The organism is Sphaerisporangium krabiense (genome assembly GCF_014200435.1).
GTDB classification, from domain to species: Bacteria; Actinomycetota; Actinomycetes; order Streptosporangiales; family Streptosporangiaceae; genus Sphaerisporangium; species Sphaerisporangium krabiense.
In genome coordinates, this window is record NZ_JACHBR010000001.1 from 1,460,757 (window position 1) to 1,485,909 (window position 25,153).

Below are 25,153 nucleotides of genomic sequence, written 5' to 3' on the forward strand. Positions count from 1 at the left end.
GCGTCAGGCGGTCAGGACCCCGTTCAGCCGGGGACCTTCTCGCTCTCGACCCGCGCGCGCGGGTCGTCGCTCGACGGGGCGATGCTCGTCGAGCGCCGCTTGGAGATCACGACCGCGCCCACGACGACCGCCACCGCGACCACCGTGACGCCGATACGCAGAGCGGCGTTGTCGGCGTAGGTCACGACGGCCGGGGCGATGAGCAGGGCCACCAGGTTCATGACCTTGATCAGCGGGTTGATCGCCGGGCCCGCGGTGTCCTTGAACGGGTCGCCGACGGTGTCGCCGATCACCGTGGCCGCGTGGGCGTCGGAGCCCTTGCCGCCGTGGTGGCCGTCCTCGACCAGCTTCTTGGCGTTGTCCCAGGCTCCACCGGAGTTGGCCAGGAACACGGCCATCAGCGTGCCCGCCGCGATGGCGCCGGCGAGATAGGCGCCGAGCGGGGCGTAGCCGAAGGCGAAGCCGACCGCGATCGGCGTCATGACGGCGAGCAGACCCGGCGTCGCCAGCTCGCGCAGCGAGTCGCGGGTGCAGATGTCGACGACGCGGCCGTAGTCGGGCAGCTCGGTGCCCGACATGATGCCGGGCTTGGTGCGGAACTGCTCGCGGACCTCGTACACGACACGCCCGGCCGCCCGGCCCACCGCGCTGATCGCGAGCCCGGAGAACAGGAACACGACCGCCGCGCCGACGACCAGGCCGACGAGGACGTTCGGGGCGTCCACGCTGAGGCTGAACGACGAGAACTGGCCCAGGGCGTCCTTCACCCCGGCCGAGGCGGTGGCCAGCTTGCCCTCGACCGCCGTCCTGAAGGACCCGAACAGCGCCGTCGCGGCGAGCACCGCGGTCGCGATCGCGATGCCCTTGGTGATCGCCTTGGTGGTGTTGCCGACCGCGTCCAGGGAGGTCAGGATCGTCGCGCCCTCGCCCTCCACGTCGCCGGACATCTCGGCGATGCCCTGGGCGTTGTCCGAGACCGGGCCGAAGGTGTCCATCGAGACGATGACGCCGACGGTGGTGAGCAGACCGGTGCCGGCCAGGGCGACGGCGAACAGCGCCACCGTCACGTTGCCGAAGCCCAGCAGGAACGCGCCGTAGACGGCGCCGCCGATGAGCAGGGCGGAGTAGACCGCGGACTCCAGACCGACGGAGATGCCGGAGAGGATGACGGTCGCCGGGCCGGTCAGCGAGCTCTCGCCGATCTCCTTCACCGGACGGCGGTTGGTCTCGGTGAAGTAGCCCGTGAGGATCTGGATCGCGCTCGCCAGCACCAGGCCGACCAGCACCGCGCCGATGGCGATCAGGCGCGGGTCCGCGTCGAGCTGCGCCACGCCGGAACTCACGCCGCTCAGCTCGGCGAACGTGCTCGGCAGGTAGATGAAGGCCGCCACGGCGACCAGGATCGCCGAGATGATCGCGGAGATGAAGAACCCGCGGTTGATGGCCGCCATGCCGGAACGGTCGCCGTTACGCGGAGCCGTGGTGAAGATGCCGATGATGGCGGTGAGCACACCGATCATGGGAACGATCAGCGGGAAGACCAGGCCCTCGGTGCCGAAGGCCGCCTTGCCCAGGATGAGGCTCGCGACCAGCATGACCGCGTAGGACTCGAACAGGTCGGCCGCCATGCCGGCGCAGTCGCCGACGTTGTCGCCCACGTTGTCGGCGATGGTGGCGGCGTTGCGCGGGTCGTCCTCAGGGATGCCCTGCTCGACCTTGCCGACCAGGTCGGCGCCCACGTCGGCCGCCTTGGTGAAGATGCCGCCGCCGACACGCATGAACATCGCGAGCAGCGCGGCGCCGAAGCCGAAGCCCTCCAGGACGCTCGGAGCGTCGCCCTTGTAGATGAAGACGACGATGGCCGCGCCCAGCAGGCCGAGTCCGACGGTGAACATGCCCGCCACACCGCCGGTGCGGAAGGCGATGCGCATCGCCGGCTTCTCGCCGGACTCGCGGGCGGCGGCCGCGACGCGGACGTTGCCCCGCACCGCCAGCCACATGCCCATGAACCCGGTCAGCGCCGAGAACACCGCGCCGACCACGAAGAAGACCGAGCGCCCGATGGCCACACCGGTCGACTCCGACGGCAGCAACAAGAGTAGGAACGGGATGAGGATTACAAAGACGGCCAAAGTTCGGAACTGCCGCGTCAGATACGCGGCAGCCCCCTCCTGTACGGCCCGAGCGATGTTCTGCATGCGCTCGGTGCCTTGACCGGCGCCCAGCACCTCGCGGACGAGGCCGCCCGCGACGGCGAGCGCGATCAGCGCCACCGCGGCGACCACGACCACGATCGTGAGATGGGAACCGCTAAGGGATACCGCTGCGGCGTCGTCAGCGGCGAGATAGAGCCTAGACATCCGTCCTCCTCGGCCAGACGGGTAGGTCCACAGCTCAGACCGCGCTGCGGAATGAGTCGGGGGGCGGCGCGCATCCGAGCTGGATTGGCAGTGCCGCTTCCGGTAACGTCCGCAGATCCCGCAGGGCGTCGTCGATCTGCGGGGACAAAACCTTGGCCGGTGCGGGGAGTCTACGCAGGCACGCGCCAGATATGAAGCCTCTCGCGACTGCTAATTAGGCCTCCGTCCAGTAAGCGGCCGGGCTTTGCCCAGCAACGACACGGTTTTCCTGCGACGATGCGCTCCGGCGTCCGGTTTTCGGACAGGAACTTATTGCCAGAACTTTGTGCCTAGAACTGCTCGGGCATACCTCTTCGCCCCTCCCCCGGACACGATCGACTGGCCCGCGCCGCCCTCCGGCGACCCCCGCCCGAGCCCTTCCCGAATACCCTCATGACGCCTTCCCGGCCATCTCTTCACCCTCATTTCACACGGCCGCCACCGGCCGTCCAGGTGTCCCGGAGTTCGCGCCTGCCACACTCACCACTCGATAGGGGAAGGCCGGGCTATATGCGTCTTGGTGCTCGACGGCCGGAATCGCGCCGTATGCGAATGCGTGCGCCCGTGTGCGCGCGTCGCGGGAGGCGGATTCACGGGCCGCCGGTCAGGGCGCACGATGGTTCGGACGTATTCGCCCCGCGCCTGCGCGCCGGAGCGTCGGCGCCGCCGGTTCATGGGCACGGCGGCGGATTCGGCCGGCGACGTGCCACGGCACCCGAAATCCCGTCCTGTACCGGCTCGGCGGTACGAATCCGGACGTCACGCGGGGGAATCCCGGCACGCGCCGCCGGGACCGGACGTCCGCCCAGGCTCCGTCCGGAGCGCTCGGACCTGCGTCCGGAGCGCTCGGAGTTCTCGGAACGCCGGCCTCAGGGCCGGTACGGCACGAGGCCTCTCCGGCGCCGTGCCCCTGAGAGCCGCGGAACCGCGTCAGGCCGTCGCGAAGCCGGCGGTCGCGGGCCAGCTCATCCTGATCCGCAGCCCCTTGGCACTCGGGTACACCTCGACGTCGTCGGCCAGCGCCGCGATGACCGCGATGCCGAACCCGGACATCAAGGTGTCGGCCGGGAGCAGGCTGGCCAGCTCGGTCCCGTTGACGGGCGTCGGGGGCCCGTCCCCGGGCTTGTATGCCTGTTCGAGGTCGTCACTCGGGGCCGAGTCGGTGACGGTGACCTCGAACCGCCCCGACTCATCGCACAGCTCGATGCGGATCGGCTCGCCTGGGCAGTGAACGCGGTGCGCCTCCACTGCCCGAGAGCATGCCTCCCCCACGGCGAGCCGCACTTCGTCCAGCAGCGCCTCCGGAACCCCCGTACGGCGGGCGATCGCGGTCGCGACCAGCCGTGCCGTCCGAACGTGAGCCGGCAGTGCACTGAACGTCAGCTCGACGGTGGCCATGACTACTTGTCTCGGCCGTGAGCTTCCTTGGCCTCTTCGACCGAGGCGTAAATCCCGAAGACCTTCGTCAGACCGGTGATCCGGAAGATCTTCAGGATGCGTTCCTGCGTGCAGACGAGCTCCAGGGAGCCGTCGTGCGCCCGAACGCGCTTGAGCCCGCCGACCAGGACACCGAGTCCCGTGGAATCGAGGAAGTCCACCTTCTCCATGTTGACGAGCAGGTGGAAGTTGCCCTTGTTGACCAGGTCGATCAGCAGCTCACGCAGCCTCGGCGCGGTATAGACGTCGATCTCACCCTCGACTTCCACGATGGTGAGCCGGTCTTCGGTGTGGTGGTCCAACTTCAGATCCACAGATCCTCCAGCGCCTTGCCTGCTGAGTCCACGACGAGGGGTCTGACATGCCGGGACCCCAGGTCCCAGCGCGCAATACCCTGACGCGCGGCATTCAACCACGCCCCGTCTTCGTGTCTATACGAAATCACGACTCCGGGCGACTCTCCCCCAAGATGCCAAACTGGAAACCAGTGACTGCGACTACTTCATCCTCGAGGCGACCAGGCCCGATCCTCACGCGCCTGCTCGCGGTGCCCGCACGCCGGGAGCGTGTCACCCATGTGGAACACGTTCCCGCACGTCAGGCGGGTCATGTGCGCTGGCCGGAGTGGGTTGACCAGCGGCTTGTCAGCCCTCTGCGAAATCAGGGCGTCGACGGCCTCTGGGAGCACCAGGCGACGGCCGCCGACCTGGTACATCGTGGCCAAAACGTGATCATCGCCACAGGCACCGCGTCGGGAAAATCTTTGGCCTACCTGGTGCCGGCCGTGTCGGAGATCCTCGCAGGAGGCACCGTCCTTTACCTGACGCCGACCAAGGCCCTCGCCGCCGACCAGCTCCGGTCGCTCGGGGACCTCGGCCTCGGCGAGGTGCGCGCGGCGACCTACGACGGGGACACCCCGCCCGACGAGCGCCAGTGGGTGCGGCGGCACGCCAACTACGTGCTGACCAACCCCGACATGCTGCACCGGTCGATGCTCCCCCGCCACTCGGCGTGGACGTCGTTCTGGCGGCGGCTGAAGGTGGTCGTCGTGGACGAGTGTCACGGCTACCGCGGGGTCTTCGGCTCTCACGTGGCGCAGATCCTCCGCCGCCTGCGCCGGATATGCGGCAAGTACGGCTCCAGTCCGGTGTTCATGCTCGTCTCGGCGACGGTGAGCGACCCCGCGGTCGCGGCGATGCGCCTCACCGGGCTTGAGATGGCCGAGGTGACGACGGACGCCTCTCCCAGGGGTTCCACCACCTTCGCGCTGTGGGAGCCGCCCCTGACCGATCTGCGGGGCGAGGGCGGCGCGCCGGTCCGCCGAACGGTGACGGCCGAGACCGCCGACCTGCTGACCGACCTGGTGATCGACGACGTGCGCACGCTCGCCTTCGTGCGCTCGCGCCGGGGCGCGGAGACGGTCTCGCTCATCGCGCGCGGCAACCTGGAGGAGATCTCACCCGAGCTCCCCGCCAAGGTCGCCGCCTACCGCGCCGGGTACCTCGCCGAGGACCGGCGGACGCTGGAGAAGGCGCTGCGGTCCGGCGCCATCACCGGGCTCGCGACCACCAACGCCCTGGAACTCGGCATCGACGTCTCCGGGCTCGACGCCGTGCTCATCGCGGGCTGGCCCGGCACCCGGGCGTCGCTCTGGCAGCAGGCGGGCCGCGCCGGCCGCGACGGGCAGGACGCCCTCGCCGTGCTGATCGCCCGCGACGACCCTCTGGACACCTACCTCGTCCACCACCCCGAGGCCCTGTTCGGACGGCCGGTCGAGGCGATCGTGCTCGACCCGGACAACCCCTACGTCCTCGGCCCCCATCTGTGCGCCGCGGCGGCCGAGATCCCGCTGTCCGAGGCCGACCTGCCCACCTTCGGACCCTCGGCGGCCGAGGTGCTGGACGACCTCGTCGCCCGCGGTCTCCTGCGCCGGCGCCCCCAGGGCTGGTTCTGGACGCGCAGGGACCGCGCCGCCGACCTCGCCGACATCCGCGGCTCGGGCGGGCCCCCGGTGCACGTCGTGGAGTCGTCCACGGGACGGCTGCTCGGCACCGTGGACGAACCCTCCGCCCACACCGCCGTGCACACCGGCGCGGTGTACCTGCACCAAGGCGGAACCTACGTCGTCGAACAGCTCGACCTGGACGCGAGCGTGGCCCTGGTCTCGCCCGCCTCGCCCGACTACTCCACCTTCGCCAGGGACGTGACCGACATCTCGGTGCTGGAGTCCGTGCGATCCCACCCGTTGGGGCCGGGCGAACTGCACTTCGGCACGGTCGAGGTCACCCGCCAGGTCGTCTCCTTCCTCAAGCGCCGCCTCCAGTCCGGCGAGGTGCTCGGCGAGGAGCCCCTGGACCTGCCGCCGCGCACGCTGCGCACGCGGGCCGTCTGGTGGACGCTGCCCGACGAGGTGGTGGCCCCCCTGCGGGCGGACGGCCTCGACCTCGGCGGCGCCGCGCACGCCGCCGAGCACGCCTCCATCGGCCTGCTGCCCCTCTTCGCCACCTGCGACCGCTGGGACATCGGCGGCGTCTCCACCGAACTGCACCTCGACACCGGCCTGCTCACGGTCTTCGTCTACGACGGCCACGAAGGCGGCGCCGGCTTCGCCGAACGCGGCTACGCCCGCGCCCGCGACTGGCTCACCGCGACCCGCGAGGCCATCGCCTCCTGCGAATGCGACCGCGGCTGCCCGTCCTGCATCCAATCCCCCAAATGCGGCAACGGCAACGACCCCTTGAACAAACTCGGCGCCCTAACCCTCCTAGACCTCCTCCTAACCCCATAACCCACCCACGCCCTGCGCTCACGTTGCCGTATTGGGCTAGACCGGGCCGGCGCGGGCGGTGGCGGTGAGGGTGTGGGGGCCTGGCCAGGGGATGGTCAACTGGAGGGCTACCGTGACGTCCACGATGCCGTCGTGGACGACGCAGTTCCGCAAAGCGGCTCCGTTGGCACGGGCGAGATCGTGCGCCACACGGCATGCCGCTTCCGGGTCCGCGAGCGCGTGGCGCGCGGCGGCCAGCGCGCTGAGGTCGGCCGCCGCCTGCGCTCGATGACGCGCCACCCGCACGCCTCCCGCGACGACCACGACCCCGGCAAGAAACCAGACAACCCCCATAAGGACCACCACCCAAATCGTCCCCGCGCCCCGATCCCACCTCCACGACAGGGGTTCATCTGCGCGGGTCACATTGCAGTTGATCATCGTTCGGAATCACTCATTGAGGTCGGCCATGGAAGCACCCGTCTCCGCGTCCGTGATGACGGGAGCGCTCGCTCCGGGCTCTGTCGTAGATACGGCCGAGGCACTGACCGAGAGGGGTGGGACGGTGAAAGACCAGCCAAGCTGAATGGTGGCGGAGACGGTGACTCGGCTGATTCGGGAGTGTCGTTCCACCGATACCGAAGCACCACGGGGACCAGCACGGGCGGCGGCCTCACGCACGCCATCCAATGGCTCTCCCCTGGCGGCGGCCCGAGCCCCCGTCCGAGCGGCATCGACGCATTCCATCTGCGCGGCGACGACCGCGATGCCCCACAACGCCGCCCCGAGAACAAGCACAAGCGTAGGTAGAGCCACCGCCGTCTCAGCCGTCACAGACCCCTTGTCCCGAGGCCGAGAGCCGCACGGATTCACACCGCGCAACACAGAAAATACGATGCACCCGCACCGGAGCCCACAAGAAATCCATCTCAGCAGCCGACATCCGGCCATTCTCAACACGGCAGCCTCCCTAACGCCGCCCGGCCTATAAGTACCCATGGGGACGCGGCCATCCGCCCCACCCTGACCACAAGAATCCCCTTGTCAACCTCCTCTCGCGATACAACATGGTTTCTTGCCACGGGAATCGACTTGCCCCTGACCGCAAGAATCCGTTGACGATGAACCCCCACGGCGCCACCCGACCCCGGCACGTGGAGATCGGCGAGGAGCGCCAGAGCGCGGCCATGTTGTCGGCGCACTCCAATGCACCCCCATAACCCTCAGCGGCTCGGAAGAGCCGCCTAACGGGATCAGTGGCCTGATGAGGTCCCCGGCTGGGGCGAACATCGCCATAACGATCTCTGGTGATCCCGGCTGTCCTTCTCGGGACACCTCAGTCCCCCTACCGGACGCATACGACCAAGGACGGAGATGCCCTCAGATCGGCACTACCAAGTGGAGACACCCTCAGACCGACAGTCCGACGCCTCCACCTGAAGCCGGCACCTCAAGGGGATGGATGTGGCGACGGGCGTCCGAGTCTTCGAGGGAGGACGGCGAGCGGCCCGTCGCCTGGTGCCGGGATGAGTGGGCTCTAACCCGCCAGCTGCAGGGCTCGGCCGATGACGTCGGACAGCATCTTGCGCACCTCTTCACTACTGACGATCTTGAAGAGCAGCCCTGCGAACGCGCAGGCCGCGATGGTGCCGACCGCGTACTCGGCGGTCGACATGCCCGCCTCCGGCCGTGTCCGAACAATGGTCACGAGCCGACGTCCCTCCGCGCGGAAGCGCCCGGACCACCTCCGCAGCCGGCGCCGGACCGCACGCGCCCTCTCGCCCCACCACATCGCCGGCGTGAGCCGGACGAACGCGCGGATCCACCTGTTCATCGGACCTCCCATGAGTCTCATCGCGGCCGTGGCTGCCCGCCGCCTCGGCCCGTCGCGCACAACGAGAATCCCTCGAACGACCAGGGAGAATGGCTCCCGAACGACGTTCTGTGGATAGTTCTGCCACAGCCACGCAAGCCTGTGGACAACCGCCACGGAAGAGATCTCCGGGAACCGTCCCCTCGGCCGTCGGCCGTGTCCAGGTACCGCATCGACAGAGGGGCTGGCCCCCGAGGGCACTTCGTGCGGTATGACGGCGAGGGCGCCCCCGGTGACCGACGGCCCGTTCACCGAGACCAAGCACCTCATCGCCGACTGGATGATCACCGACGTGGAGTCCTGGGCTCGCGCCGTCGTGCCCCACGACCACGCGCCCGCGTTCCGGAAGGCCTCTCGGGCCCGTCATCTCAACCACCGGCCCCGGCTATGGGGTCGCACCGGCAAGCGCCCGCGGCCGGGCCCGTCCAGATACCGCAGCGGCGGTAGCGCCACGGACCTGCGCTCACGTGTGGAGGAGAAGTCGTGGCACCGCGACGTCGGGCAGCGGCCCGGCCCGGCCACCACACCGAAGGCCCGACGTGGGCAGACGCTCGGTGTCGCCGCCCTTCGCCGGCTCCACGCCGATGCGCCGGCCGTAGGGAAACGTCTTCCACTTACCGATCTCGCAGGTACGCCGTCCTTGCCGGCGTTCAGTCGTGGAAGACCTGCGCGGCCAGTCCGGCGACCACGGGGATGATCCCGAGGAACACGAAGGCCGGAAGGAAGCAGAGGCCGAGCGGTGCGACGACCTGGACGCCGACGCGCCGTGCGGCGGCCGACGAGGCGGTGCGGACTTCGTGGCGCGCGTCGTCGGCGAGTCTCGCCAGAACGTCGGCGACAGGGGCTCCGCTGAGCGCCGCGCGCGTCATCCCTCGCGCGAGGGCGGCCAGCGAGGGCTCCCGCTCCAGGGCCTGCCACGCGTCCTCCGGGCGGGCGCCGAGCCTCAACTGTCCGTTGACCCGGGCCAGCCGCTCCCCCAGAGGGCCGCCCATCGCCTCGGCTGTGGCCTCCACGGCGCCGCCGATGGGCTGACCCGCCCTCAGGCAGGCGACCATCAGGTCGAGGGCATACGGGAGATCGGCCTCGAGGCGTCGCTCACGCCTGCGGACATCGCCCGGCTTCCGGCGACGCACCATGATCGCCGCGACCACACCGATGACCGCGCCGACCGGCAACCCCGGCCACACACCGGCGAAGATCAGCCCCCCGAACGCGGCCCCGGCCACGGTCACAGCATCCCGTGACCTCTCGGATCCACGGCCAGGAGCAGAGTTCCCCTCTCCACCCGCGGTCGATTCGTCACCTCGTTCCAGAACGTGAGATCCGCCCCGCAGCCGGGCGAGCCGTTCCACAGGATCCCACGCCCCGACCGCACACCAGCCCGCCAACGCCGCCAGCCCAACGGCCAAGAGAATCCCCATCACCCATCCCAGAGATCACACCACCACCGCCACCCCGGCGACGCGAAACCACACCACGTACGTGCCGCCCCGGCGGGACCAAACCACACCACGTACGCACCGCCCCGGCGGGACCAAACCGCGCCGTGCGAGTGGTCCCGTCTGCGCACCTCCCGCGCCAACGTCACCGCCGGCACCACGCGCGGGGCCATCCCAGACCTCCACCCTCCCAAGGGCGGGACCGCCTTGGCCCCAAGCACAGCCGACACATCGCCTCTCCCGCCGCCGACGCCGTGCAGCATGTGTTGCCTCGTCCAACCGCCGAAGGCCGGGGACAGGCACACAGCCATCACCGCCGGGTGCCAGAGGCCACGTGCATCCAACCCCTTCCACCTTCCTCAGCCGTCCTAAGAGCGAACCCCCTTCGAGGCAGGGCACCGTCCTCGCCAGAACCCGGGCGTCGCAGCGCGCACTCGGCACGCCGGGAGACGTCCAAGCAGCGCCGCGGCATCGTCATCACCAACCTCAAGGGCCGCTACTGGATCTCGGGTGGTTCTTGTCGTCATACGGCCGTCTGTTGTGCGCGGGCGGCCAGCCAGGTGGTCCACCACAAGCCTGTGACGTCCAGCGCCACACCCGCCACGAGGCAGGCGAAACCGGCTGGGCCGCCGAAGAGGAACGACAGTGGGTGGAGGCCCAGGCCGGCGGCCAGCAGCAGGCCCAGGGCCGGAAGCCCGGCGAGAAGGCGTGCGGTGGAGCGGGGACCCGCCAACTGTGCCGCGACCTCGGAACGGTGGCCTTCCGCCTCTCGCAGTGAGGCGCCCAACCGGTCGATCAGCGCGGCGAGTCCACCGCCGACGGTCAGGCTCACCCGCCAGCACGCGGCGAGGCGCAGAAGCCCTTCGCCGCCATGGTCGGGCACCGCACGGTCCAGGGCCGCGGCGACGTCCCCGCCGTCGCGGGCGATCGCGACCACCGGCCGGAGCACACCGGGGTCGGGCGGGTCGAGGTAGGAGACGGCGCGGGCCAGAGCTTCCCCCGGAGTGCGACCGGTTGACAGCTCGGCCACGAGGCCCTGGCACAGCTCGATCGAGGCCCTCCGCCAGGCGGCGGCCCGCCGTCCACGATCGGACCACTGGACGACCTTCGCCGGCCGCGCCCATGACCACTGTTTCGGCGCATCGGCCGCGCGCAGCAGTGCCCGCAGACGAACCACCTCCCCGGACGGCCCGCTCCACACCACCGCGGCGACCACGCCCAGGACCACCGCTACAGACAACACGTTCACCCTCCTCGCGGACGAGCCGACATACCGCTACAGACAACACGTCGACTCTCAAGGGACGAGCCAGACATCATGAGCGAGACCTGGTGCGGCAGAAGCCGTCAGGCCGGTCCACCCCGCCGCCCCTCCCCTTCACGGATTCCGAGCCCCACCGCGCCCGGAAGTGATCACGCCGGTCCACCCGAGTTCGCTTCACCACCCACAGACCTCCGTTCCGGGCACCCGGTCGAATGACCCCGATCAGCGGCTGTTCAGGGAGTGGCCCGGGCTTGGGCTTGCAGGGAGGCGAAGGACGGTCCTGGGATGGGTGGGCCGTTGGCTGGGAAGGTCAGGGCTGGGGTGATCTCGATCAAACCTGAGGGCGCCCGCTCGACCGTGCAGATCTGTGCGACCCGGCGTCGTCCGCCGCCGGGGTCTCTGACCACGTGGATGACCGCGTCGAGGGCCGCCGCGATCTGGCTGTGGACGGCCTCGCGAGTGAGCCCGGCGGCGCAGGCGAGGGCTTCCAGCCTCGCCGGGACGTCGGCGGGGTTGTTGGCGTGCAAGGTGCCGCACCCGCCCTCATGGCCGGTGTTCAAGGCGCCCAGGAGATCGACGACCTCGCTGCCGCGGACCTCGCCCACGACGAGCCGGTCGGGGCGCATGCGCAGGGCCTGGCGGACCAGGTCGCGCAAGGTGACCTCGCCGACGCCCTCCAGGTTGGACGGGCGCGTCTCCAGGCGGACGACGTGCGGGTGGAGCGGGCGCAGCTCCGAGGAGTCTTCCACGAGGAGCAGCCGCTCGCCCGCCTCGGCGAGGGACAGCATGGCGGACAGGAGGGTGGTCTTCCCCGTGCCGGTGCCGCCGGTCACGAGGAAGGCGAGGCGTGCGGCGATGATCGCCCGCACGGCGGCGGCGCCGGGGCCCGGGACCAGTTCCTCCAGGGTGAAGGACCGGCGGGGTGGGAGCCTGAGGGAGACGCACGTTCCCTCGGCGGCCACGGGCGGGAGGATCGCGTGCAGGCGCACGCCGCCGGAGAGGCGCGCGTCCACGTATGGGCAGGCGTCGTCCAGGCGCCGCCCGGCCGCCGCGGCGAGCCGCTGGGCCAGCCGCCGGACCTCGTCCTCGGAGGAGAACACCACCGGCGTGCGGCGCAGGCCGTGGCCGTCGTCGACCCAGACCTCGCGGGCGCCGTTGACGAGCACGTCGGTGACGTCCGGCTCGGCCAACAAGGGCTCCAGCGGGCCCGCGCCGATGAGGTCGGCCCGCAGGGCGCGCGCCACCGCGAGGACCTCGGCGTCGCCCAGCACGGCGCGTTCGGCGCGCAGCGCCGCCGCGACCTGCGCCGCCGTAGGCTCCGCCGCCGTCCTGGCCAGACGCACTCTCACCGCCTCGACGAGTTCGGGCGGCACGCTCGCCCGGCTCATCGTGGCTCCTCAAAGTGAGCGAGAACCTTGCGACGCGACGACCGGCCAGTGGGGTGACGTGCGGTCACGGGGGTGAGGGGCCATGACGTACGGGCGGTGGCCCGGCGTGAGGTCTCGTTCATCAGAAAGCCCGGGGCCTCGGCGACGCGGCGGCACGCGCTCTCGCCGAGCGGTAAGCCCGGTGACCCGGCGAGGCGATGGCGTGCACTCTCGCTCGTCAGAGAGCCCGAGCGTCCGGCGACGCGACGGCGCTCACCTCCACCCGGCGAAGGGACCGAGGGTTCACCAACGCGATGGCATGCACTCTCGATCCTCAGAGAGCCCAAGCGTCCGGCGACGCGACGGCGCTCACCTCCACCCGGCGAAGGGGCTGAGGGCTCGGTGACGTGATGGTGTGCGTTCTCGTTCGGTGGAGAGTCTGGGGGGTTGGCGGTGCGGGGAGGGGGTGGTTTGGCGGGCTTGGGGGGTGGGCGGCGGGGGGTGAGGTAGGTGGCGCAGAAGCGGGCCAGAGGGGTGCGGGGGGTTAGGGAGGGGGCGTCGCCGCGGTTCAGGGCTTCGGAGAGGCCGCGCTGGTCGGGGAGGGCGCCTGCGCAAGGGATGCCGAGGGAGGCGGAGATGACGTCGGGGCGGAGGGTGCCCGTGCGGGCGACCGCAGCGATGGACGAGGTGTGGCGGCGTAGCTCGATCAGCACCTGGGAGGCCGCGAGGACGCCTCTGACGTCGGCGGGCACGAGGAGCAGGGTGGAGGCCGCGCGCGAGAGCGCCTCGGCGGCCGCGGGGCCGATGTGGCGGGGCAGGTCGACGACGATCAGGTCGCAACCCCGGTGGGCGGCGCCCAGGACGGCGCGCATGGCCTCCGGCGGGATGGGCGGGGACTCGCCGCGGTGCCAGGACAGCACGGTGAGCTCTCCGAAGGTCGGAAGCGCCTTCTGCAGCGCGGCGAAGCTGACCCTGCCCTCGCGCTCCGCGATGTCCGGCCACCGGGCGCCGGTGGCCTGTTCCTGGCCGAGGACGACGTCGATGCCGCCGCCGAGCGGATCGGCGTCGATGAGGAGGCTGCGCAGCCCTCGCCGTGAGCCCCAGAGCGCCAGCGACGCGGCGAGCACGCTGGCGCCGGAGCCGCCGCGTCCGCCGACGACGCAGATGGCCTCTCCGGCCCTGGCCGAGGGCTCGGACGCTTCCGCGAACTCGTCCACCAGGCGCCGTTCCTCGGACGGCAGCCGGAGCAGCGCCTGGGCGCCGACCGCCACGCATCTTCGCCAGACCTCGGCGTCGTCCGGGGCACGGGTCACGAGCAGCACACCTGATCGGGGAGGCGGGCCGGTGGCGGCGAGAGCGTCGGCGGCGTCGGCTCCCACCACCACGAGCGGGGCGTGCTTCCAGTACGGGCGGGCGTGAGCCGCGGCGTGCGCCACGTCGATCTCGACGCCGGCCGCGGCGGCGACGCGCAGCAGATCGTCGAGCAGCTCCTGGTCTTCGGTGATCACCAATGGGCGGTGCATGGGTCCTCTCCTCCTGCGGTGGAGGACCACTTTGCGCTCCCGCGCGCCCGCCCAAGGCTCCCGAACCGGGTTCTGTGGATAACCCGCCGACTCTCAGCTCGCGCGCCTGCCGCCGCTCGACTCGGCGCCGCAGAGCTCGGACCCGCATGGCGGCCGACGGCCCGGCGGGGCGGCACGGAAGCAGTGGCACAAGCCGGTCACGCGTTCGACCGCTCGTCGCGCCCCGGAAGCGGCCCAAGGAAGCGGCTCAAGGATCAGCCGGTGCGCGAGGCATGTGGTGGGCGGTGCCGACGCCCGAGTGCCTGTGAGCGGGCTGTCCGTGGAGCGGGTGGGCTGCCAGCCGAGGGACGGAGGGGGAGGAGAGGAAAAGATGGGAGAAAAGAGGCGACCCCCGCCGGGGGGGAGAGCGGGGGTCGCCAACCGGTCCGGCTCCGGGGGGGTAGAGCCGGTCCCGTTTCAGAAGAAAGTTTTCAGTCCGCGAAGACCGCGGCACGGCACGGGAAGGTCAAAACTTACCCAAGGCCGTTCGCCACAGTCATGTGGACACCCACGTATGGTGCCCGATGAACTCAAGTTTCGTCGAGGAGCAATCTCTGATTTCCACTAGTTTTTTTCAGCCGTAGCGATGCGGCTACTGGAAGTACGCGAAAATCGGCCCCGCCCGCCGCCATCACCGACGGTGATCAGAGAGGTTTCACTCGCGCCTGTCAGGAGCCCGGCGTGCGCCCCGGCCCGAGGGCGCGGCCGGCGACTCCCCCGCGCCCCGGCCGGCGGGCGCGGCCACGCCAGGAGTCGGTAAAGGTCTTGCTCGGAGGGGTTCCCATCAGGTCGAATCCGACGTACAAAGGTGGCACGGACCATGTGTCCGAGTACGACAGCCGGGCACCCACGCGCGACCAGCCGCGGGAGGCGTGTCGAGACGGGCTTGACCCGCTCCGACTGATTCGAGGTGCACGCTTGGTAACCCGGTGTGTCGTACTGGCAACGGCGTCCCGCACACGGGACGCCGTTCGCTTCGTCTGAGGCGGTGTCAGGACACCCTCGCAACGGGAAATCTTCCCACAGACGCCGCACCATCACCGGATACCCGCTGCACTCAGGGCGACACGGCAGGAGATTCTTCGCCACGACCTGTCATCCGGGCGATGAACGGCGTCCGAGCGGCTCCGAAAACCGAAATCCCGGTTACGGGCCGATCAGGTGGCGGGCCCGGAACGGCCCGTAGACACCCCCAGTGATCGGATCGATCACCCCGGGAAGGCGCCCCGCGGACCCCGGTTCCGTCACCCGCGCTGGAGCGCCTCGCAGACGGCGACCGACTCGCGCGCGCCCAGCCGGACGGCCTCCGCGCAGTGCCGCACCCAGCCGGCGACCCCTTCCGAGGTGCCCTTCAGGTAGCCGCGCAGGCTCTCCCCGTAGGACTCCCCCAGCTCGACGTGACCGGCCTCGACCACGACGAGCGACTTGGGGTCCAGGCCGAACTCGACCAGTGTGAGGCGCTCGGCGGCCCTGGCGACGATGCCGTCCGCGGCGCCGAACGGGCGGAGCACCGCGATCTCGGCGTGCGCGATCGCGGCGAGCACGAGCGCGGGGGCGTCCGTCGGCGTGGTGATCAGTTGGACGAGGGCGGCGACGCGGGCCGCGGCGGCCTCGGCGCCGGGGGCGGGGCCGAGGTCGTGAAGATCCGACGTCGCGGGGCCGGTGCGCGGGCGTCCCAGGAGATCCTCGTCGGCGACGACCCCGGCGGCGGCCAGCATGTGCAACCGCGCGAGCACCTGCCGCGGCGCGGAGCGCCAGGTCACCCCGAGGCGTCCCACTTCGGCGGACACGCGCAGCGCCCCTTGGGCGAGCGGCTGCCCGGCCTCCCCGGACCGCAGCGTCTCCAGGGGGACGTCGACGCCTTCGAGGGCGGCGGACGCGCGGGCGCCGCGCAGGGCCGACTCCGCGGAGACCTCTGGCCTGCGGCGGCGCAGGACTCGGTGGCCGTAGAGCCGGTCGACCGCGGCGCGCGCCTCCTGGACGGCCTCGGGGACGCCGGGAAGCCCGGCGATGACTGCCAATGGGTCGCTCACGCCTCCCGACCCTACCTGCGGGTAAACCGGACGCTCCGGCACCCCCGGCCCGTAGCCCGAAATGCCCCTTATCAGGACCCGGCCAAGGCCCAAAACCCCAATGTCCCCACTGGCCCCCCAATTCCCGAACGGGACTGCTTGGCGCAACACTCCCGACTTGCCATGACATGCCATGAAGTGCCCCAGATGGCCATCTGTCACACTGAGATCACCCCGGACGGAGCCGCGTCCCGCCGAGAGAGACCCTCTCCGAGACGCCCTGCGCGCCGGTAGAACGAGAGCACCCCTCACCTCTACCTCCGGGTAACCTCGGACCGGACACCCTCCGGCCCCACCGCTACCCGTCAGTAGGCTTTGACGCAGGTCAACACAGGGTCAAGGCGTCGCCGACACAAGCCGTCGGATGTGTGGACCGGTTCACAAGACCGTATGGAACAGACCAAGAGACACATGATCCGCGAATCGGCAAGACCGCTCGTCGCGCGGTTCGCGCCGTTCAACGAACGGCGCGGAGAAAGCCCCGGGCCCGCATGGTATTTGTCATTGGATATCATTCCCACAACGAATCCGCTGCTTTTGTGACTCTTGGTTAAGTCCTTTGTGAAGTGCGCGTGCCCGGTGACGGCCCGCCACCGCCCGTCCGTCCCTCTTGTCCCCACAGCCTCGAGACTGGTGGAGTGGGAACCAGCCGTATCGAGCAAGGCCATGTGAAGGAGTACGTTGTGGCCCCGGAAACCCCTGGTCGTGAGACCCAGGAGACTCTGTCGAACCTGCTGCAGGAGACCCGCCGCTTCGAGCCGCCGGCGGAGCTCGCGGCGTCCGCGAACATCACGGCCGACGCCTACGACGAGGCGGAACGCGATCGTCTCGGCTTCTGGGAACGTGCGGCCGACCGGCTGACCTGGGGACGCCGCTGGGACACCACCCTGGAGTGGAACGCCCCGTTCGCCAAGTGGTTCGTGGGCGGCACGCTGAACGTCGCCTACAACTGCGTCGACCGCCACGTCGAGGCCGGCCACGGCGACAAGGTGGCCTACTACTGGGAGGGCGAGCCCGAGGGCCACAACCGCACCCTGACGTACTCCGACCTGCTGCGCGAGGTCAGCAAGGCCGCCAACGCGCTCACCGAGCTCGGCGTCGGCAAGGGCGACCGCGTCGCGATCTACATGCCCATGATCCCCGAGCTGCCGATCGCGATGCTGGCCTGCGCCCGCATCGGCGCTATCCACTCGGTGGTCTTCGGCGGCTTCTCGGCGGCGGCGCTGAGCGGCCGCATCCAGGACGCCGACGCCAAGCTCGTCATCACCGCCGACGGCGGCTTCCGCCGGGGCGCGCCGAGCGCGCTCAAGCCGACCGTGGACGAGGCCGTCGCCGAGTGCCCGGGCGTCGAGCACGTGCTGGTGGTGCGCCGCACCGGCGAGGACGTGCAGGTGACCGGCAAGGACATCTGGTGGCACGACCTGGTCGACCGGCAGAGCGACACGCACGAGGCCCCGCAGCACGACGCCGAGGACCCGCTGTACATCCTCTACACCAGCGGCACCACCGGGAAGCCGAAGGGCATCCTGCACACCACCGGCGGCTACCTCACGCAGACGGCCTGGACGCACCACGCGGTGTTCGACCTCAAGCCGGAGTCGGACATCTACTGGTGCACCGCCGACATCGGCTGGGTGACCGGCCACTCCTACATCGTGTACGGCCCCCTGGCCAACGGCGCGACCAGCGTGATCTACGAGGGCACGCCCGACACCCCGCACAGGGGGCGCTTCTGGGAGGTCGTCCAGAAGTACGGCGTCACCATCCTGTACACCGCGCCCACGGCGATCCGTACGTTCATGAAGTGGGGCGACGACATCCCCGCGAAGTTCGACATGTCCTCGCTGCGCGTCCTCGGCTCGGTGGGCGAGCCCATCAACCCCGAGGCGTACGTCTGGTACCGCGAGCACATCGGCGGCGAGCGCTGCCCGGTCGTGGACACCTGGTGGCAGACCGAGACCGGCGCGATCATGATCAGCCCGCTGCCGGGCGTGACGGCCGCCAAGCCCGGCGCCGCGATGCGCCCGCTGCCCGGCGTGTCCGCCGACGTCGTGGACGACCAGGGCGTCTCGGTGCCGGACGGCGGCGGCGGCTTCCTGGTGGTGCGCGAGCCGTGGCCGTCCATGCTGCGCGGCATCTGGGGCGACGAGAAGCGCTACAAGGACACCTACTGGTCGCGCTTCGACGGCATGTACTTCCCCGGCGACGGCGCCAAGCGCGACGAGGACGGCGACCTGTGGCTGCTCGGCCGCGTGGACGACGTCATGCTGGTCTCCGGCCACAACATCTCGACCACCGAGGTCGAGTCGGCGCTGGTCTCGCACCCGAAGGTCGCCGAGGCGGCCGTCGTGGGCGCGACCGACCCGATCACCGGCCAGGCCATCGTGGCGTTCGTGATCCTGCGCGGCAGCGCGGAGGAGAGCGCGGACATCGCCAAGGAGCTGCGCGACCACGTGGCCAAGTCGCTCGGCCCGATCGCCAAGCCCCGGCAGATCCTCGTCGTGCCCGAGCTGCCGAAGACCCGCTCCGGCAAGATCATGCGCCGTCTGCTCCGCGACGTGGCGGAGAACCGCAGCATCGGCGACGTCACCACGCTGGCCGACAGCTCGGTGATGAACCTGATCTCCCAGAAGCTGCCCTCGGCGTCCAGCGAGGACTGACCCGGCTTCGGTAGGGCGCGGATCCGGTCGCGGATCCGCGCCCTACGCTTTTCAGGGACGGACACCCGTGGTACCGGTGACGGGCACACGTGGCGCCGGCGAGGGAACCGGAGCGGGAGGCGCGACGACAGGCGCCATCACGCAGGATGAAGATGACCGGAAAGATCCGATAGGAGAGCGAACATGGCCGCACCGCCCGAGGAGGAGTCACTCGGCGCCCTCGTCGCCCAGGCGACAAACCACATATCCACCCTGGTCCGCGCCGAGATCGAGCTGGCCAAGTCCGAGCTCAAGTTCGACGCCAAGCGGGTCGGCACGGCCGCGGGTCTCTTCGGCGTGGCGGCGTTCATGCTGCACCTGTGCCTGATCCTCGCGTCGTTCGCGATCGCCTACGGGCTGGTGCAGCTCGGCATGATGCGCTGGCTGGCCTTCACGATCGTCACCGCCTTCTACCTGATCGTGGCCCTGCTGCTCGGGTACGTCGGCTACCGCCGCCTGAAGGGCCTCACCGGCATGAAGCGGACGGCGCGCAGCCTGAAGAACCTCAGGGAGGTCGTCGACCTGGAGGACGGGTCCGCCGCGCCGAACGGCCACCGCGCCGAGCCGTACGGGGCCGGGACGGTGGGCCACCACCGGGTGCCGGTGGGCACCGAGACCGGCTCGCCCGATCCCGGGCACACGAGCCCGCGGCCGTGAGTCCCGCCATGGCCACCCGCCCTGACGAGTCGCTGGCCCGGGTCCCCGGGCCGTGGACGCACCGCTCGGTGCACGCGGGCAACGGCATGTTCCACATCGCCGAGGCGGGTGAGGGGCCGCTGGTGCTGCTGCTGCACGGCTTCCCGCAGTTCTGGTGGACCTGGCGGGGCCAGCTCGTGTCGCTGGCCGAGGCGGGGTACCACGCGGTCGCCGTGGACCTGCGCGGGTACGGCGCCAGCGACAAGCCGCCGCGGGGGTACGACCTGCCGAGCCTCGCGGGCAGCATGGCGGGGCTGGTCCGCGCGCTCGGCGAGACCTGCGCGGTCGTCGTCGGGCACGACTGGGGCGGGCTGGTCGCCTGGACGATGGCCGCCCTGGATCCGAAGGTGGTGCGCCGCCTGGCCGTGGTCTCGGCCCCGCACCCGCTGCGGCTGCGCCAGGCCCTGCTCACCGAGCCGTTCGGGCAGCTCAGGGCCAGCGGCCACCTGTTCGCCGCGCAGCTCCCCCTGCTGCCGGAGCGCAGGCTGACCAAGGACGGCGCGGCCCGCGTCGGACGGCTGCTTGAGGACTGGTCAGGGCCGCGGTGGCCCGGCGAGGACGTGGCGCGCACCTACCGCGAGGTGTTCGGCATCCCCACCGTCGCCCACTGCGCGCTCGAGTACCACCGCTGGTTCCTGCGCTCGCAGCTCCGCCCGGACGGCAAGCGGTACCGCAGGCTCATGCGCACCGAGCTGGAGATGCCGACCCTGCAACTGCACGGCGCGCTCGACACGTGCACGCTGCCGCGCACCGCCCAGGGGTCCAGCCGGTACGTCGCCGCGCCGTACCGCTGGCGGCTGATCGAGGGGGCCGGCCACTTCCCGCACGAGGAGCGGCCCGAGCAGTTCGACCAGGAGCTGCTGACCTGGCTCGCCGACCCGGAACCGGACCGATGAGCGGGGCCGGCGCCAGGGACCGGGATCCTCTCGGGCGTCCGCGCAACGCCCGGCCCCGGGACGAGTTCGGCCGTCCCCTGCCCAAGGGGACGCCGGGCGTCGCGCGGGTGCCGGACGACTACGCCCCGAGCGCCGGCCGCGCGCTGGCCGACGCCGCCGCCTACCTCGACGAGGGGCGGCCCTTCCACGCCCACGAGGTGCTGGAGGCGCGGTGGAAGACCGGCCCGGAGCGGGAACGGCCGCTGTGGCAGGGCCTGGCGCAGATCTGCGTGGGGCTGACGCACCTGCAGCGGGGCAACGCGCGGGGCGCCGCGGTGCTGCTCGGCCGGGGCGCGACCCGGGTGTCGGAGTACGCGGCCGGGGAGCCGCACCCTGGCCCGCCGGACCTGGCGGAGGCCGTGCGCGTGGCCCGCTGCCTGGCCGACCGCCCGCCGGACGACCCCGCCGACGCGATCGGCCGGGTCGCCGTCGTGCTCAAGTCCGGCTGACGGGAGCCGGCGGGGCTAGTCGCAGTCCTGGGTGTCGACGCGGGCGGTGGCGCCGCCGCCGGTGTCGGCGTCGGGGCGCACCTCCTTGGCGGTGAGCGCGTACCCCGTGTCGGGCTGGTCGGTCGCCGCCGCGAAGATCACGCCGTACACCTGGCCGGTCGGCGTGAGCAGCGGGCCGCCGGAGTTGCCCGGCTGGACCAGGCCGCGGATCGCGTACACCTCCCGGGTGACGGTCTTGCGCGAGTAGATGTCGGACGCCTTCGCGTTCTGCGTGCCGCGGAGCCTGGCCGCGCTCGTGGTGAACCCCTTGCCCTTGGGGAACCCGGCGATGATCGCGCTGCCCTGCTCCTCCGGCGTGTAGTCGAACTTGAGCGGCGTGACGTTCAGGTCGGGGACGTACAGGATGGCGATGTCACGGTCGGGGTTGTAGAGCACCACCCGGGCGTCGTGGCCGTCGCGGTCGGCGTCGGTGACCCGCAGGTCCTGCGTCACGCCGGCCACCACGTGGGCGTTGGTCATGATGTGGTTCGGCGCGTAGACGAAGCCGGTGCCCTCGATGCGCTTGCGGCAGGCGGGCGCGGTGCCCTGCACCTTGACGATCGCCCGCCGGGCGCGCTGCATGCCCGGCCCCTTGACCACGCTGGCGTCGGGCGGCGGGACCTCGATGATGCCGCCGTTGCCGATCGCGTTGAACACCTGCGGGAACTCGGAGGTGTCGACGAACTCCTTGAACGACAGCCGCCAGGCCTTGGCGCGCTCGGGCATGGCGGCGTCGACGGTCTGCAGCAGCAGCGAGCCGTTGGTCTGCTGGCGCAGCCACGGGAACGGCGCGACCGAGAGCAGCGAGCCGATCAGCCAGGCGATCACGAGCACCGATAAGGCGCTGGTGAACGTGCCGCCGAGCGCGTCGACCGTGCGCGCGGGCTCCCAGGTGACGTGGCTGCGGACCACCGCGCCGATCGTGGAGCAGGCGAACTGCCCGACGACGGCCGCCAGGAACACGATCACGATCGCGAGCAGCGCCTGGTCGGTGGGCGCGTCGACGACCGCGTGGGCGATCGGCGGCGCGATGAGGACCCCGAGGAACCCGCCGCCGACGAAGCCCAGGAAGCTGAACGCCCCGATGATGAAGCCCTGCCGGTAGCCCGACACGGCGAAGGCAATCACAAGAACAATCAGGATGAAATCGAGGAGATCGCCGCTCACGCTTCAACGGTATCCAGCGCGGCCACACGCCGTGCACGCCTTGGCTCGATATCGTTGGCGGCATGGTATCGATCGGGGGATCGAGCGAGGGCCGCACACACGAACACCCGGGCACGGGCACGCGCGCCTCCCCGTCCTCCGGGAGCACGCGATCGACGTCCGCGCGGCCGGCGCCGATCATGAACGCCGACACTCCCCACACCCTGACGTCGCGCACCGTGGGCGAGCTGATCGCCATCGCGCTCGCCGACGACGATCCGGACGGCCCGATCCGGTGGAAGGCCGTGGGCGTCCTGCACGGGCGCGGCGACCTGGAGACCTTCACCGAGGCCAGGCGGCTCTGCGCGGGCGACCACCGCGCCGAGCGGGTGCTCGGGGTGGACATCCTCGGGGAGCTCGGGGCGCCGCAGCGGCCGTTCATCGACAAGACGTTGTCGGTGCTGCGCTACCTGGCGGCCTGCGAGGAGGACGTGCGCGTGCTGCACGCCGTGCTGATCGCCTTCGGGCACCTGCGCGACCCGCGCGCGCTGCCCTCGGTGATCGAGCTGGCCACGCACCCGGACGCCACCGTGCGGTACGGCGCGGCGTACGCGCTGTCGCACGTCCTCGGACGCCCGCCGGACCCGGCCGGGCTCGCGGCGCTGCGGCGCCTCGCCCGCGACCCGGACGACGACGTCGCCGACTGGGCGGCGCTCGGGCTGATCCTCCCCTAGCGGCGGGCGAGCCTCAGCATCTCGGGCGGCAGTTCCTCCACCTTGCCGTCGTCCCAGGGACGGGCGAAGCCGGTCAGCGCCAGCACGTCGTTCAGGACGCCGGCCGTGAAGCCCCAGACGAGCATGCCGCGCACCCGGAACGCGGGCCCCGTGTAGCCGCCGGGGAGGCGCAGGCCGAAGCGGTTGCCGGGGTCGGCCAGCTCGGCGAGGGGCACCCGGGCCACGGCGTCCACCTCGTCCGGCGAGGCGGCGTGCACCGCGGACGGGGTGTGCCACCAGCCGAGCACGGGCGTCACCCGGTTGTCGCTGCGCCAGACGTACAGTTCGGGGAGCGTGCCGAGGACGCGGACGCCGGCGCGGTCCAGCCCGGTCTCCTCCTCGGCCTCGCGCAGGGCCGCGCCCACGGGGCCGCCGTCGCCGGGGTCGACGCCTCCGCCGGGAAAGGCCGGCTGGCCGGCGTGGTTGCGTCCCCGGGCGCTGCGCTGGATCAGCAGGATGTCGGGGCCGTCGGGCGACCGGCCGAAGAGCAGGAGGACCGCCGCGGCGCGTCCTCCGGAGGCGGGAGGCCGCAGGGGCGCGGGGACGGGGTGGTCGGCGGCGTTCGCCGCCAGGTCGGTCAGCCAGCCGGGGACGGGATCACTCATGCCATACCTCCTGCGGGGAGCAACATCGCGGCCCCGCGGCTGCTTCCCGGCAGTTCCGTGAGGTTTCGGCAGTGGCCCTCCGGGGGCCGGGCACGCCGTCCTACGAGAAGGGCCCGGTGCGCACCAGTTTGGCGGCCTTGTCGGGCTCGGTGGGGCCCTCGCCGAACGACGGGCAGAGGGTGGCGAGCGGGCACACGCCGCAGGCCGGCTTGCGCGCGTGGCAGATGCGGCGGCCGTGCCAGATCAGATAGTGCGACATGTCGGTCCACTGATTCTTGGGGATCAGCTCTCCCACGACGTGCTCGATCTTGACCGGGTCGGTCTCGGTGGTCCAGCCGAAGCGGCGGGTGAGCCGCTGGAAGTGGGTGTCCACCGTGATGCCGGGGACGCCGAACGCGTTGCCGAGCACCACGTTGGCGGTCTTCCTGCCGACGCCGGGCAGCGTGACCAGGTCCTTCAGCTTGCCGGGGACCTCGCCGCCGTAGCGCTCGCACACGACCTGGGCCATGCCGATGATGCTGTTGGCCTTGGCGCGGAAGAAGCCGGTCGACCGGATGATCTCTTCCAGCTCTTCACGATCGGCGCCCGCGTAGTCAGCCGCTGTCCGATATTTGGCAAAGAGTACTGGAGTAACCATGTTGACCCTTTTGTCCGTACACTGCGCGGAGAGAATGGTCGCGACCAGCAGCTCAAGTGGGTTGCCGAAGTCGAGTTCGCAGTGCGCGTCGGGATAGGTTTCCGCCAGGATTCGGGTCATTCGTCGGGCTCGGCGCACCAAGGCGAGCCGGGACTCCCCAGCGGAGGTCACTTTGCGGGGCACTCCGACAGCCTACGCGGACGGGCTCCCTGAGACTCCCTTGATGCGGTACGTCACAATGTCTAGCAGCGCGCGCCCCCCAGGCGTGGTGCGCGGTCGTGCGGGCGCGACACTGGAACGAGGAGGCACCGTGAATACCGACGACGTGCTGGGAAAGGCCCCTTTGTTCGCCGCGCTCGACCGCGAGGGCGCCGCCGCGCTCCGGACGAGCATCACCGAGGTCCAGCTCCACAAGGGCCAGACCTTGTTCAGTGAGGGCGAGACCGGCGACAGGCTCTACGTCGTCCTGGACGGGAAGATCAAGCTGATCCGCACCGCCCCTGACGGCCGCGAGAACCTGCTGAGCGTGCTCGGGCCAGGCGAGATGTTCGGCGAGCTCTCGCTGTTCGACCCGCGCCCCCGTACGGCCAGCGCCATCGCGCTCACCGACGTCCGGCTCGCCGGACTGGGGCACGACGACCTGCGGCCGTGGCTGACCGGGCGTCCCGAGGTCGCCCTCCACCTGCTGCGGGCCCTCGCCCAGCGGCTGCGGCGCACCAACGACGTCATGGCCGACCTGGTCTTCACCGACGTACCCGGACGGGTGGGCAAGGCGCTGCTCGACCTCGCCGAGCGGTTCGGCCAGCGCACCGAGGAGGGCCTGCGGGTCCACCACGATCTCACCCAGGAGGAGCTGGCGCAGTACGTCGGCGCCTCCCGCGAGACCGTCAACAAGGCGCTCGCCGACTTCGCCCAGCGGGGCTGGCTGCGCATCGAGGCCAAGGCCGTCGTCATCATGGACGCCGACCGCCTCTACGCCCGCTCCCGCTGAGCG

Annotated in this window: 21 protein-coding genes; 7 read left to right on the forward strand and 14 right to left on the reverse strand. The window is 71.1% G+C overall.

Translation table 11 applies throughout. The annotated features are described in order from the left end of the window. Positions 1-23: 23 nt before the first annotated feature. From BJ981_RS06365 to BJ981_RS06375, 3 genes are all read right to left on the reverse strand, one after another. Complete coding sequence (locus BJ981_RS06365; RefSeq protein ID WP_184608902.1) at positions 24-2,360, reverse strand: sodium-translocating pyrophosphatase; 2,337 nt, start codon at positions 2,358-2,360, stop codon at positions 24-26. A 969-nt stretch (positions 2,361-3,329) separates the two neighbouring features. After that, positions 3,330-3,797 (reverse strand): ATP-binding protein, encoded by a 468-nt coding sequence (locus tag BJ981_RS06370; RefSeq protein WP_184608904.1) that lies wholly within the window; start codon positions 3,795-3,797, stop codon positions 3,330-3,332. A 2-nt stretch (positions 3,798-3,799) separates the two neighbouring features. Beyond that, the gene (locus BJ981_RS06375; protein WP_114029683.1) at positions 3,800-4,150 is read right to left on the reverse strand and encodes an STAS domain-containing protein; all 351 of its coding nucleotides are present in this window, start codon (positions 4,148-4,150) and stop codon (positions 3,800-3,802) included. A gap of 155 nt (positions 4,151-4,305) precedes the next feature. Between BJ981_RS06375 and BJ981_RS06380 the strand changes: the two genes are divergently transcribed. Next, complete coding sequence (locus BJ981_RS06380; protein WP_184608906.1) at positions 4,306-6,624, forward strand: DNA 3'-5' helicase SftH; 2,319 nt, start codon at positions 4,306-4,308, stop codon at positions 6,622-6,624. Positions 6,625-6,660: 36 nt separating this feature from the next. Here BJ981_RS06380 and BJ981_RS06385 read toward each other — a convergent pair whose 3' ends face one another. From BJ981_RS06385 to BJ981_RS06420, 8 genes are all read right to left on the reverse strand, one after another. Beyond that, positions 6,661-7,044: an Rv3654c family TadE-like protein gene (locus BJ981_RS06385; RefSeq protein ID WP_260324611.1), complete on the reverse strand. Its 384-nt coding sequence runs from the start codon at positions 7,042-7,044 to the stop codon at positions 6,661-6,663. Between the two features lie 9 nt (positions 7,045-7,053). Then, positions 7,054-7,602 (reverse strand): TadE family type IV pilus minor pilin, encoded by a 549-nt coding sequence (locus BJ981_RS06390; RefSeq protein ID WP_311745340.1) that lies wholly within the window; start codon positions 7,600-7,602, stop codon positions 7,054-7,056. A gap of 538 nt (positions 7,603-8,140) precedes the next feature. Then, on the reverse strand, positions 8,141-8,311 hold the full coding sequence (locus BJ981_RS06395; RefSeq protein ID WP_275422303.1) for a DUF4244 domain-containing protein: 171 nt from the start codon (positions 8,309-8,311) through the stop codon (positions 8,141-8,143). An 815-nt stretch (positions 8,312-9,126) separates the two neighbouring features. Beyond that, positions 9,127-9,702 (reverse strand): type II secretion system F family protein, encoded by a 576-nt coding sequence (locus BJ981_RS06400; RefSeq protein ID WP_204070340.1) that lies wholly within the window; start codon positions 9,700-9,702, stop codon positions 9,127-9,129. A 736-nt stretch (positions 9,703-10,438) separates the two neighbouring features. Continuing rightward, on the reverse strand, positions 10,439-11,158 hold the full coding sequence (locus BJ981_RS06405) for a type II secretion system F family protein (protein WP_184608910.1): 720 nt from the start codon (positions 11,156-11,158) through the stop codon (positions 10,439-10,441). 254 nt (positions 11,159-11,412) lie between these two features. Continuing rightward, positions 11,413-12,567, reverse strand: a complete 1,155-nt coding sequence (locus BJ981_RS06410; RefSeq protein ID WP_184608912.1) for a TadA family conjugal transfer-associated ATPase — start codon at positions 12,565-12,567, stop codon at positions 11,413-11,415. Continuing rightward, positions 12,564-14,069: a septum site-determining protein Ssd gene (ssd, locus tag BJ981_RS06415; RefSeq protein WP_184608914.1), complete on the reverse strand. Its 1,506-nt coding sequence runs from the start codon at positions 14,067-14,069 to the stop codon at positions 12,564-12,566. Before ssd ends, BJ981_RS06410 begins: the two co-directional genes overlap by 4 nt. Before the next feature lie 1,283 nt (positions 14,070-15,352). After that, on the reverse strand, positions 15,353-16,141 hold the full coding sequence (locus BJ981_RS06420) for a Fic family protein (RefSeq protein WP_184608915.1): 789 nt from the start codon (positions 16,139-16,141) through the stop codon (positions 15,353-15,355). A gap of 722 nt (positions 16,142-16,863) precedes the next feature. Here BJ981_RS06420 and acs point away from each other — a divergent pair. The 4 genes from acs to BJ981_RS06440 all read left to right on the forward strand — a co-directional run bounded on the left by acs (position 16,864) and on the right by BJ981_RS06440 (position 20,959). Then, the gene (acs, locus tag BJ981_RS06425) at positions 16,864-18,840 is read left to right on the forward strand and encodes an acetate--CoA ligase (RefSeq protein WP_184608917.1); all 1,977 of its coding nucleotides are present in this window, start codon (positions 16,864-16,866) and stop codon (positions 18,838-18,840) included. A 183-nt stretch (positions 18,841-19,023) separates the two neighbouring features. Beyond that, the gene (locus BJ981_RS06430; RefSeq protein ID WP_184608919.1) at positions 19,024-19,536 is read left to right on the forward strand and encodes a phage holin family protein; all 513 of its coding nucleotides are present in this window, start codon (positions 19,024-19,026) and stop codon (positions 19,534-19,536) included. 8 nt (positions 19,537-19,544) lie between these two features. Then, entirely contained in the window at positions 19,545-20,471 is a 927-nt protein-coding gene (locus BJ981_RS06435; RefSeq protein ID WP_184608921.1) for an alpha/beta fold hydrolase, read from the forward strand. Then, positions 20,468-20,959: a DUF309 domain-containing protein gene (locus tag BJ981_RS06440; protein WP_184608923.1), complete on the forward strand. Its 492-nt coding sequence runs from the start codon at positions 20,468-20,470 to the stop codon at positions 20,957-20,959. Before BJ981_RS06435 ends, BJ981_RS06440 begins: the two co-directional genes overlap by 4 nt. 15 nt (positions 20,960-20,974) lie before the next feature. Here the strand turns inward: BJ981_RS06440 and BJ981_RS06445 are convergent, their stop codons facing one another. Continuing rightward, on the reverse strand, positions 20,975-22,165 hold the full coding sequence (locus BJ981_RS06445; protein WP_184608925.1) for a MarP family serine protease: 1,191 nt from the start codon (positions 22,163-22,165) through the stop codon (positions 20,975-20,977). 179 nt (positions 22,166-22,344) lie between these two features. Between BJ981_RS06445 and BJ981_RS06450 the strand changes: the two genes are divergently transcribed. Further along, the gene (locus BJ981_RS06450) at positions 22,345-22,878 is read left to right on the forward strand and encodes a HEAT repeat domain-containing protein (RefSeq protein ID WP_184608927.1); all 534 of its coding nucleotides are present in this window, start codon (positions 22,345-22,347) and stop codon (positions 22,876-22,878) included. Here the strand turns inward: BJ981_RS06450 and BJ981_RS06455 are convergent. Together BJ981_RS06455 and nth are read right to left on the reverse strand one after the other, a co-directional pair. Next, positions 22,875-23,522, reverse strand: coding sequence for an NUDIX hydrolase (locus BJ981_RS06455; protein ID WP_184608929.1), 648 nt, complete (start codon positions 23,520-23,522; stop codon positions 22,875-22,877). The two genes, BJ981_RS06450 and BJ981_RS06455, sit on opposite strands and share 4 nt — an antisense overlap. Positions 23,523-23,622: 100 nt before the next feature. Further along, the gene (gene nth, locus BJ981_RS06460; protein ID WP_184608931.1) at positions 23,623-24,279 is read right to left on the reverse strand and encodes an endonuclease III; all 657 of its coding nucleotides are present in this window, start codon (positions 24,277-24,279) and stop codon (positions 23,623-23,625) included. 190 nt (positions 24,280-24,469) lie between these two features. On the opposite strand from nth, the gene BJ981_RS06465 reads away from it, so the two are divergent. Beyond that, positions 24,470-25,150, forward strand: a complete 681-nt coding sequence (locus BJ981_RS06465) for a Crp/Fnr family transcriptional regulator (RefSeq protein WP_184608933.1) — start codon at positions 24,470-24,472, stop codon at positions 25,148-25,150. The last annotated feature ends 3 nt before the right edge of the window (positions 25,151-25,153 follow it).